The sequence below is a fragment of the Methylibium sp. genome (assembly GCF_013817365.1).
GTDB lineage: Bacteria > Pseudomonadota > Gammaproteobacteria > Burkholderiales > Burkholderiaceae_C > Methylibium.
This window is the reverse complement of record NZ_JACDCU010000097.1, coordinates 1-10,658: the sequence shown is the minus strand read 5'-3', so window position 1 is coordinate 10,658 and position 10,658 is coordinate 1. Positions and strand designations below refer to the sequence as shown.

Genomic DNA, 10,658 nt, shown 5'->3' with positions numbered 1-10,658 from the left:
GCGCTACCGTTTCCTCGGCGACAAGCACGTCTTCTTCTGGCTGCTCACCAACCGCATGACGCCGCCGGCGGTGTTCCTGCTGCCCTTCTTCCAGCTCTATTCGACGCTCGGGCTCATGGACACGCACTTGGCCGTCGCGCTGGCGCATCTGGTGTTCAACGTGCCGCTGGCGGTGTGGATCCTCGAGGGCTTCATGAGCGGCGTGCCGCGCGAGATCGACGAGACGGCCTACATCGACGGCTACTCGTTCCCGCGCTTCTTCCTCACCATCTTCATCCCGCTCATCAAGTCGGGCGTGGGCGTGGCGGCCTTCTTCTGCTTCATGTTCAGCTGGGTCGAACTGCTGTTGGCGCGCACGCTGACCAGCGTGAACGCCAAGCCCATCGTCGCGACGATGACGCGAACCGTCAGCGCCTCCGGCATGGACTGGGCCGTGCTCGCCGCGGCCGGCACGCTGACCATCGTGCCGGGCGCGATCGTGATCTGGTTCGTGCGGCACTACATCGCCAAGGGTTTCGCCATGGGAAGAGTCTGAGCGAAGCGAAGACAGGAGATATGCAAATGTTCAACTGGATGGCCTGGACCCTCCCGGTGGCGGTGTTTTTCACCTGCATCGTGCTCATGCTCGCCGGCATGACGCTGTGGGAGATCAAGTCGCCCACGGTGGAACGCAAGGGCTTCCTGCCGATGGCGACCACGCGCGGCGACCGGCTCTTCATCGGCCTCTTGGGCGCGGCCTACATCAACCTCGCCTTCCTGGCCCTGTCGGGCCACCTGATGGAGTGGCTCTCGCTGCAAAGCGAGCCGAGCGTGTGGTTCGGCTTCGTGCTGTCGATGGCGGCACTCGCCTTCGTGATGAGAAGAGGCTGAACAGGATTCGGCAAGAGATGCGGCCCACCCACTTCCCCGGGGCCGATCCATCTGGATGCAGACGGGGAAGCGAACAAAGAGGAGACCGACGATGAATCTCAAGTACACCGTGATGGCCGCCGCAGCCGCGCTGGTCCTGGCGGCCTGCGGCAAGAAGGAGGAGGCCGTGCCCGTCCCGGCGCCGGCGTCCCCGACGGCGACGCAGACCCCCGGGGCACCACCCTCCACCACGCCCGCGACGGCGGCCACGGGCGACGCCGCCCAGCGCTGGATCGACAGCGAGTTCCAGCCCTCGACCTTGAGCAAGGAGCAGCAGGCCGCCGAGCTGAAGTGGTTTGCCGACGCCGCCGCCAAGCTCAAGGCGCTGGGCGTCAACGAGATCTCGGTCGTCTCGGAAACCATCACCACGCACGAGTACGAATCCAAGACGCTGGCCAAGGCCTTCGGCGAGATCACCGGGATCACGGTGAAGCACGACCTCATCCAGGAAGGCGACGTGGTCGAAAAGCTCCAGACCTCGATGCAGTCGGGCAAGAGCATCTACGACGGCTGGATCAGCGACTCCGACCTCATCGGCACGCACTACCGCTACGGCAAGATCCTCAACCTCACCGACTACATGGCCGGCGCCGGCAAGGCCTACACCAACCCCGGCCTGGACATCAAGGACTTCATCGGCACCAGCTTCACCACCGCGCCGGACGGCAAGCTCTACCAGCTGCCCGACCAGCAGTTCGCCAACCTCTACTGGTTCCGCGCCGACCTGTTCGCGCGCAAGGAACTGCAGGAGCAGTTCAAGGCCAAGTACGGCTACGACCTCGGCGTGCCGCTGAACTGGAGCGCCTACGAAGACATTGCCGCCTTCTTCAGCAAGGACGTCAAGCAGATCGACGGCAAGCCGATCTACGGCCACATGGACTACGGCAAGAAGGATCCTTCGCTCGGCTGGCGCTTCACCGATGCGTGGCTATCGATGGCCGGCACGGCCGACGTCGGCATCCCGAACGGCATGCCGGTCGATGAATGGGGCATCCGCGTGGCCGACGACAAGTGCACGCCGGTCGGGGCCTCCGTCTCGCGCGGCGGCGCTACCAACTCGCCGGCCGCCGTCTACGCGCTGACCAAGTACGTCGACTGGATGAAGGAGTACGCGCCCAAGGAGGCCACCGGCATGACCTTCGGCGAGTCCGGCCCCGTCCCCGCGCAGGGCCAGATCGCGCAGCAGATCTTCTGGTACACGGCCTTCACGGCCGACATGGTCAAGCCCGGCCTGCCGGTGGTCAACGAGGACGGCACGCCGAAGTGGCGCATGGCACCGGGACCGAACGGGCCGTACTGGAAGGAGGGCATGCAGAACGGCTACCAGGACGTCGGCTCGTGGACCTTCTTCGCCGACCACGACCCGAACAAGACGGCCGCAGCCTGGCTGTACGCGCAGTTCATCACCGCCAAGACCACGTCGCTCAAGAAGACCATCGTCGGCCTCACGCCCATCCGCGAGAGCGACATCCAGAGCCAGGCCATGACCGACATGGCGCCCAAGCTCGGCGGTCTGGTCGAGTTCTACCGCAGCCCGGCGCGCGTGGCCTGGACGCCCACCGGCACCAACGTGCCCGACTACCCCAAGCTCGCGCAGTTGTGGTGGAAAAACGTGGCGCAGGCAGTCACGGGCGAGAAGACGCCGCAGGGCGCGATGGACACGCTGGCCGAGGAGATGGACGAAGTGATGGCCCGGCTGGAGCGCGCGGGCATGGCCAAGTGCGCGCCCAAGCTCAACCCGAAGGGCGACCCGGCCAAGTACCTGAGCGACGAGGGCGCGCCGTGGAAGAAGCTGGCCAACGAGAAGCCCGATGGCCAGACGATCGCGTATGAAAAGCTGCTCGGCGCATGGAAGGAAGGGCGCGTGCGGTGAGTCGACGGGCACGCGGAGTGAGCCGTCGAGCCCGCCGCGTCGATCGTTGACGCTGTCGATGCTCGTTCCACGGCAAAGGCCGCCTTCGGGCGGCTTTTCCACGACCGAAGGGTTTCGCTGCGCCGTTCTCAGTGCACGCAGGGAACAGGAGTCAGGACGGAAGATTTGGCATCGGAGACGGAACAGAGCGATTCGTCACTCCCCCCTTGAGGACATTGCCACCTTCAGCTCATCCAGCGTGATGTGGCCGTTCTTGTCCTTGTCGATCCGGCTGAAGCCTTTGGCGACGCGCGGCATGCCGGCCTTCGCTTCTTCGAGCGTGAGCTTGCCGTCGCCGTCCTTGTCGGCAGCGGTGAAGCGTTCTTCCAGTTGCTCGGCGTGGGCCCCCTGGGCAAACGCGGTGGCACTGGTCATCAACGCGAAGACAGCGGAGCCGGCGAGCAGGGAACGGGAAGCGGCACGTTTCATGAAATCTCCTTGGGTTAAGGGTTGGGGAACAGGGATGGGGAACAGAGGGGGTGTGTCAGGGCCGGGGTGCTACCTGATCGGCAACGCCTGCGACCCAGCTATCGAGCGCGGGCTTCAGGGAATCGAGAGTCACGCGGGTCGTCCCGCTGTCGGCACGGCCGATGCCTTCGCCGGCCACTTGGTACAGCGCCTCGCGCAGCACCTTCGCCGACCTGGCGTCCACCACGCGCAGCTCCAGCGTCGCGGCCGCTTCCAGCGCCTTGCCCCATGCCATGTTTTTGATGGGGGCGGTAATGAGTCGCAAGGGCACCAGGTCCAGCGCGGTCTTGCCTTCGGGCTGTGCCGCCATGCCGGTGAGCGCCACTTGCAGCGTGACGTCCGCCGCTTCGGGGGCTTTGGCAAGGACGACCCGGCCGCTCAGTTGCGCACGCAGCCGCTGCTCGACGTAGGTCAGTACGTCGGCCACCACTGCCTCGTCGACGCCGTCGAACGCCGCACGCGCCGGAAAGCGCACCACCGGCAACAAATGGAGGGTCTGCACCTTTCGCGTCCCCCCGGAAGGGTCGGCGTAAGCCAGGTGGCGATTGCGCAGCGAGCCTTCCTTGGCGAGCCGGCCATAGTCGCTCAAGAAGCCCGAACCTTCGGGCTGCGGCTGCGCCGAAGGCTTGGCGGTCTGGCAGCCGGCGAGCGAGCCGGTCATCAGCACGGCAAAGCAAAGGGCGGCCGCATGGATGCGTTTCATGGTGTCTCTCCGAGGGGTTGGGAAGTGGTGGCTGCATTCGACCGGGCCGGGCGGACGCGGCGCCGCTCCTGCCATTGCTCGACGATGAGAAAGAACACCGGCACGAACGCCACCGCGAGTACCGTGGATGCCAACATGCCCGAGAAGACGGTGATGCCGATGGACTTGCGCGCAGCGGCCCCTGCGCCACTGCTCAAGAGCAACGGCACCACGCCGAGGATGAAGGCGAAGGACGTCATCAGGATGGGGCGGAACCGCCGGCGCGACCCTTCCAACGCGGCCTCGGCCACATCCATCCCGTGCCGGTGCAGTTCGTGCGCCACCTCGACGATCAGGATCGCGTTCTTGGCCGACAAGGCAATCAGCAGCACCAGGCCGATCTGCACGTAGATGTTGTTGGGCAGGCCCACGGCGAGCAGCACCGACACCGTGCCCACCAGCGACAGCGGCACCGCCAGCACCACCGGCAGCGGTGTCCACCAGGATTCGTACTGACCCGCCAGCACCAGGTACACCAGCAAGAGCGCGAGCCCGAAGACCAGTCCCACGCTGCCGCCGACCAGCTTCTCCTGGTAGGACATGGCCGTCCATTCGTAGCTCACGCCGGGCGGCAGTACCTTCGCCGCCAGCCCCTCCATCAGTTCCAGCGCCTCGCCGGAGCTGAAGCCGGTGTTGGCCGCGCCCACCACCGCCGCCGTGGGCATCAGGTTGTATTGCGATGCCACGGCCGGGCCCGTGGTGTCGGAGAAATGCGCAAAGGCATTGATCGGCACCATGACGCCTGAACGACTGCGCACGGTGAGCTGACCGATGGCCCGGATGTCCGCGCGGAACGCCTGATCGGCCTGCACGAACACGGTGTAGTTCTGGCCGTACTTCGAGAACTGGCTGACGTAGCTGGCGCCGAGATAGCTTTGCAGGGCGTCGTAAGCGTCGCCGATGGACACGCCCAGTGCCTCGGCCCGCGCGCGGTTAAGTTCCAGCTTGACCTGCGGCACGGCCACGCGCAGCGGCGTGAACACCCGCTGGATGCGCGGGTCGGCACTGGCGGCAGACACCAGCGCATCGGCGGCTTCGCCCAGGCGGGTGTAGTCGCCGCTGCCATCGGTCAGCAGCAGTTGCATCTGGAATCCACCCGACAAACCGAGGCCGTTGATTGGCGGCGGCACCAGCACCAGGCCTGTGGCCTCGGGCATGCGAGCCAGCTGTTCGTTGAGTCGCTCGTAGATGCTCAGCAGGTCTTGTCCCGGGCTCTTGCCCCGCTCGGCCCAGTCTTTCAGCACGAAGTACACCAGCCCCGCATTGGGCAGCGGTGCGTTGCCGTCCAGCGGCGAACCACCGCCGATGGCGATGGCATGGTTCACACCCGGCAGCGCGAGCCCTGCGTCCACCATCTGCTGCACCGCGCGCTCCGTGCGCTGCAGCGAAGCGGCGTCGGGCAGCTGCAGGGCCACCATCACGTAACCCTGGTCCTCGGTGGGAATGAAGCCGGTGGGAATGCGCAGGAAACCCGCACCGGCCGCCGCAATCAGCACCATCGCCACGGCGGCACTGGCCCAGCGATGCGCCAGCAAGGCACGGATCAGGCGGATGTAGCCCGCCTCGGTGCGGCCGTACACCGCGTTGAAGCCGCGCGTGAAGGCATTGCGCCGGCGGCCTGGGTCGTGCGGCCGCAGGTACTGTGCCGACTGCGTGGGCTTGAGCGTGATGGCGTTGATGCCCGACAGCACCGCGGTGGCCGCGATCACGAGCGCGAACTGCCGGTACATCTGTCCCGTGATGCCGGGGATGAAGGCCGCCGGCAGGAACACCGCCGTCAGCACCAGCGTGATGCCGATGATGGGCCCCAGCAGCTCGTGCTTCGCGGCCGCCGCCGCCTCGCGCGGCGGCATGCCCTCGGCCATGTGCTGGGAAACGCCTTCGACGACCACGATGGCGTCGTCCACCACGATGCCGATGCACAGCACGATGGCGAACAAGGTCAGGAGGTTGATGCTGAAACCCAGTGCCGCCATCGCCGCGAAAGCGCCGATGACGGTGATGGGCACGGTGGTGGCGGGTACCAGCGTCGCCCGCCAGTCCTGAAGGAACACGAGGATCACCAGCAGCACCAGCACGCCGGCTTCCAGCAGCGTCTTGTAGACCTCATCGATCGAGGCGGTGACGAAGACCGTGGTGTCCAGGGGCACGTCGTGGCGCAAGCCCTTGGGGAACTGCGCCGCCAGGCGGGTCATCTCGGTGCGCACGGCTTCGGCGGTGTCGAGCGCGTTCGCTTCCGGCAACTGGTAGATGGCAATGCCGCCGACCGGTTTGCCGTCGAAGGTGAAAGCTTGGTGTAGTTCTGGCTGCCCAACTCGATCCGCGCGACATCGCGCAGCCGCGTGACGCTGCCGTCCTGCGCCGTGGCCACGATGAGCTCGCCGAACTCTTGAGCACTGGACAAGGGGCTGTCCACCGTGATGGTGAGCTGCTGCTGCTGCCCCGGCGCCGCCGGCGGCATGCCGATCTGCCCGGCGCCGACCCGCTGGCTCTGCTTGCTCACCACGCTGATCACGTTCGACGGATTCAGGCCGCGCTGGCGCATCTGCGCCGCGTCGAGCCAGATGCGCATGCTGTAGGCGCCCACGCCGAAAACGGTGACGTCGGCCACCCCGGGCAAGCGGGCCAGCCGGTCGCGCAACTGCAGGTTGGCAAAGTTGCTGAGGAACAGACCGTCGTGCGCCGGATCGCGGGAGGTGAGCGTCACGATCTGCAGGATGGCGGTGGACTTCTTCTTGGTCACCACACCCTGCTGCTGCACTGCACTGGGCAGCAGCGGCAGCGCGATGGCGACGCGGTTCTGCACGGCCACCTGGGCCAAGTCCGCGTCGGTGCCCACGGCGAAGCTCACGGTCAGCACGTAGCGACCGTCGTTGGACGAGTTGGACTGCATGTACAGCATGCCCTCCACCCCGTTGACCTGCTGCTCGATGGCGCGCGCCACCACTTCCTGCACCGCCTTGGCATTGGCGCCGGGATAGGTGGCCGAGACCTGGACGGTGGGCGGCGTGAGCTGGGGGTACTGAGCCACCGGCAGGCCCAGCAGCGCGACCGAGCCCAGCAGCAGCATCAGGATGGCGAGAACGTTGGCCATGACCGGCCGCTCGATGAAGAACTGCGCGATCACTGCGTGACCCCGCTCCGGCCGGCCGGTCCGAACAGAACCGCCTGCCCATCGCCGAGCTTGGCCTGGCCCAGCACCACGAGTCGTTCGCCCGCGGCGAGGCCGCGCACGATCTCCCGGCGCTCGTCGCTGGCGGCCACGGTGCTGACAGCCCTGCGGCGCGCGATCCGCGCCTCGTCCACCACGTAGACGAACTCGCCCTGCTGGTCGCCCAGCACCGCCGTACGGGGTATCAGTACCGCACTGCGCGGCTCTCCGAGATCGATGATCAAGCGGGCGTAGAAGCCCGGCACCAGATGTCGCCGTTCATTGGCGAAGCGCCCACGCACGGCGATCGTGCCGGTGCCCTGCGCGAGCTGGCGGTCGATGAAGTCGAGCACCCCGCTTTCGCTGGCCTCGTCCTCGTTCTGCAGCTTCACGCGAACCGCCACGTCACCGCGCTCGCGCGCGGCGGCGCTACGACCGGCGGCCACAGCCTTTTCGCGCAAACGCAGCGCGTCGCGCTCGCCGATTGCCGCATTCACGTAGGCCGGGCTGATCTGCATCGCGGTGCCCAGCGTCGTGCCACCGGACGTGGCCCCCACGTAGTTGCCGGCGTCCACCAGGTGGCGGCCCATCACGCCGTCGAATGGGGCACGGATCTGCGTGTAGCCCAGGCTGATCTGCGCCAGCCGCAGGTTCGCCTCGGCTTGTCGCAGGTTCGACAGCGCCACGTCCACGCTGGCCTGCGAGCTGGCGTTTTCCTTCAACAGGGCGACCTGACGCCGGTAGTCGCTGCGGCTTTGATCAAGGCGGGCCTGATTGAGCTTGACCTGTTCGACGTAGCCGGCATCCTCGATGGAAAACAGCAGTTGGCCGCGCCGCACTGCATCGCCATCCTTGAAGTGCACGGCCTCCAGCACACCTGCCACGCGCGCCATCAGGTCCACGCTGCGGCTCGGAGCCACCATGCCGTCGAGCGCCAGCACGTCCTGAATGCGGGCGGCTTCGACGGTACTCACCTCGACGACGACCGCAGCGGCAGGGGGCGCGGTCGATGGCGAGTCCCCGCCGCATGCAGCAAGCAGGCCGCACAGACACCACGCAGCGAGCGACAGGCTGGGGCGCTTCTTCACGGCCCGGCCAGGGGTTCGGTTTGCAGCGCGTGGCTGACCGCGGGCGACATCGTCCCGCCCCCGCCGAGCGCCCGCCAGGTGCTGATGTGGGCCTGCAGCAGCGCGCCCTGTGCCTGGACCAGCGAATCGGACGTCTGCAGCCGCGCCTGCTCGGCGCTGCTGACTGTGGTGTAGTCGGTCTGTCCGGCGCGGTAGCGCGTCATCGCCAGCTCGGCGCTGCGCGTGGCCGCGGCGTCGGCCGCCTGCAGATCTTGCGTTTGCGCACTGTAGGCAGCGACCGAGCCCAGCGCATCCTCGACTTCCTGCTGTGCCTGGAGCACCTGGTTCTGATAGGCCAGCACGGCCTGGGCGAACAGGCTGTCCTGCACGAGCACCTGGCTCGTCAGGCGGCCGCGGTCGAAGATGGGCAGCACGAGGCCGGCACCGGCGCTCAGCGCCCGGCTGTCCCACCGGAACAGCTCACCGAGACCCGCTGTCGTCGAATAGCCGAATGAGCCGGACAACGAGAACGACGGGTACAGCGCCGCCTGCGCCTGCCCGATGCGGGCCGACTGCGCCGCTGCCGTCATCTCGGCCTGCTGCACATCGGGTCGGCGGCGCAACAGGTCCACTGGCGCCCCGCGTGCCACAGCCAGCGGCACGGCCGGCAGAGCCGCCGCGGACGGCTGGGTTCGCGCGAAGGTGTCGGGCGTTTCGCCCAGGAGCACGCTCACGCTGCGCTGGAACTCTGCCAGCGAGCTGCGCAGCACCGGCACTTGCGCCTGGGTCTGGGCGTACTGGGTTTGGGCCTGCCGCCAGTCCAGCTCTGAAGAAGCGCCAAGGCGATAACGGGCCTCGGCAACGCGCATGTTCTCCGCCTGCTGCAACAAGTTCGCCTGCGCCACGGCCAATCGGCGCTCGTACAGGCGCACGTTGCAGTAGGCACTGGCGACGCTGGCTTTCAGTGACAGCCGCGCCGCCGCCTGGGCCGCCCGAGTGCCCTGCAGCGTGGCGAGGTCGGCTTCCAGGGCGCGGCGCTGCTTGCCCCAGAAGTCGATCTCCCACGAAACCTGGCCCAAGGCCTGGTCGGTTGTGGTGCCGTCGTTCGTTCCCCTGAGCCTAGAGGCGAAGTCGGGCTGTGCATAACTGCTGTCCACGTTGAGTTGGACGTTAGGGCGTGCCGTCGCCTGCGTCGTCCGAACGATGGCCTGAGCCTGTTCGACCTGCTTGGCGGCGCTTTGCAGCGTGAGGCTCTGGGCCTCGGCACGACGCAGCAGGCTCAGCAGGACCGGATCCTTGAAGCTGGCCCAGAACGCGTCCGAGTCATCGCTCGTGATGGGCGCCGCTGTTGCGGCACTCGACGAGGACCAAGCAGGCTGCAAGGCCGCCTCAGGCGCCTCGAAGTCCGGGCCCACCGTGGTGCAGGCCAGTTGGGACAACAAGGCGCCTGCCGCCCACAGCCAGTGGCTGCGCGAACCTGCACAGGCACTGCTCAACGGGCTGCGGCGGTACGCGCGCGAGGGCTGAACTCCGAAGGTCGATGGCGAGACGAGTGAACACTTCGGGGCGTATTGACGAGGCATGGGCGGGCGAATCGACATACCGGTCATCACCCGGCTGGTTTCGATCCATCGTAGGAGGCAACACCGGCATCCTCTTCAGCGTGATGCGACGTTTTGCGACAGTGACGTCGCAATCGGCTCGGACTTGGTCGAATCGCGGCCCGGCCGTGCCGGGTGGTTCGCGCGCAGGCGGATCAGAGGGTGCGCGGCAGTGTCACGCGCACATGCTGTCGCTCAGCCGACCGGTCGAACGACAACTCACCGCCGAGCCGGGTCACGACCTGCCGGACGATGGCCAGTCCCAGGCCGGTGCCCGGCAGGCCCCGGCTGCCGTCGCCGCGTGCGAACGCTTCCTGCAGGTGCAAGGCGGCGTGCGGCGCGATGCCCTCGCCGGCGTCTTCGACCACGATGCACACGCTGCCGCAGCCGGGCAAGGCGCTCAGCGTCAGGCTTACCGGGGGCCGACCGTGCTTGAGGGCGTTGTCGATCAGGTTGGCCATCAGGCGTTCGAGCAGCAGCGCATTGGCACGCGGCAAGCTCAAGGTGTGCGGGGCGACGACGACAAGATCCTCCGAAGCGCACTCGAACTGCGCTGCGGCATGACGGGCCAGCACGGCCAGGTCGACGTCCTCGTCCATCGACAGCTCGCTGGCACGCACGTAGTCTAGAAAACTCTCTATCAGGCGATCGAGATGGTCGACGTTTCGAACAATGGAGGCCACCGCGGCCTGACCGCCTGCCGTGTCTGGCAGCAACTCCGCCGCGAGCCGGATACGCGCGAGCGGACTGCGCAGATCGTGCGACACGCCACCAAGCAGGACGGCGCGCTCTCGCTCGTAGCGATCGA

The 10,658-nt window shown here is 67.3% G+C and carries 8 protein-coding genes and 1 pseudogene; 3 read left to right on the top strand and 6 right to left on the bottom strand.

Translation table 11 applies throughout. The features are described from left to right. The 3 genes from H0W38_RS08255 to H0W38_RS08245 all read left to right on the top strand — a co-directional run. The coding region (locus H0W38_RS08255) for a carbohydrate ABC transporter permease (RefSeq protein ID WP_292452789.1) at positions 1 to 535 on the top strand (535 nt) is incomplete at its 5' end. A gap of 26 nt (positions 536 to 561) precedes the next feature. After that, entirely contained in the window at positions 562 to 870 is a 309-nt protein-coding gene (locus H0W38_RS08250) for a DUF2160 domain-containing protein (RefSeq protein ID WP_292452787.1), read from the top strand. A 91-nt stretch (positions 871 to 961) separates the two neighbouring features. After that, positions 962 to 2,782: an ABC transporter substrate-binding protein gene (locus tag H0W38_RS08245; protein WP_292452785.1), complete on the top strand. Its 1,821-nt coding sequence runs from the start codon at positions 962 to 964 to the stop codon at positions 2,780 to 2,782. 195 nt (positions 2,783 to 2,977) lie between these two features. Here the strand turns inward: H0W38_RS08245 and H0W38_RS08240 are convergent, their stop codons facing one another. The 6 genes and pseudogenes from H0W38_RS08240 to H0W38_RS08215 all read right to left on the bottom strand — a co-directional run. After that, the gene (locus tag H0W38_RS08240) at positions 2,978 to 3,250 is read right to left on the bottom strand and encodes an EF-hand domain-containing protein (RefSeq protein WP_292452784.1); all 273 of its coding nucleotides are present in this window, start codon (positions 3,248 to 3,250) and stop codon (positions 2,978 to 2,980) included. Positions 3,251 to 3,305: 55 nt separating this feature from the next. Then, positions 3,306 to 3,992, bottom strand: a complete 687-nt coding sequence (locus H0W38_RS08235; protein WP_292452782.1) for a DUF3313 family protein — start codon at positions 3,990 to 3,992, stop codon at positions 3,306 to 3,308. Continuing rightward, positions 3,989 to 7,101, bottom strand: a pseudogene (locus tag H0W38_RS08230) (efflux RND transporter permease subunit). The gene H0W38_RS08235 and the pseudogene H0W38_RS08230 overlap by 4 nt, the downstream one beginning before the upstream one ends. A gap of 53 nt (positions 7,102 to 7,154) precedes the next feature. After that, positions 7,155 to 8,270, bottom strand: coding sequence for an efflux RND transporter periplasmic adaptor subunit (locus H0W38_RS08225; RefSeq protein WP_292452780.1), 1,116 nt, complete (start codon positions 8,268 to 8,270; stop codon positions 7,155 to 7,157). After that, on the bottom strand, positions 8,267 to 9,745 hold the full coding sequence (locus tag H0W38_RS08220; protein WP_292452778.1) for an efflux transporter outer membrane subunit: 1,479 nt from the start codon (positions 9,743 to 9,745) through the stop codon (positions 8,267 to 8,269). The genes H0W38_RS08225 and H0W38_RS08220 overlap by 4 nt, the downstream gene beginning before the upstream one ends. 260 nt (positions 9,746 to 10,005) lie before the next feature. Continuing rightward, on the bottom strand, positions 10,006 to 10,658 hold a 653-nt coding region (locus H0W38_RS08215; protein WP_292452776.1), incomplete at its 5' end, for an ATP-binding protein.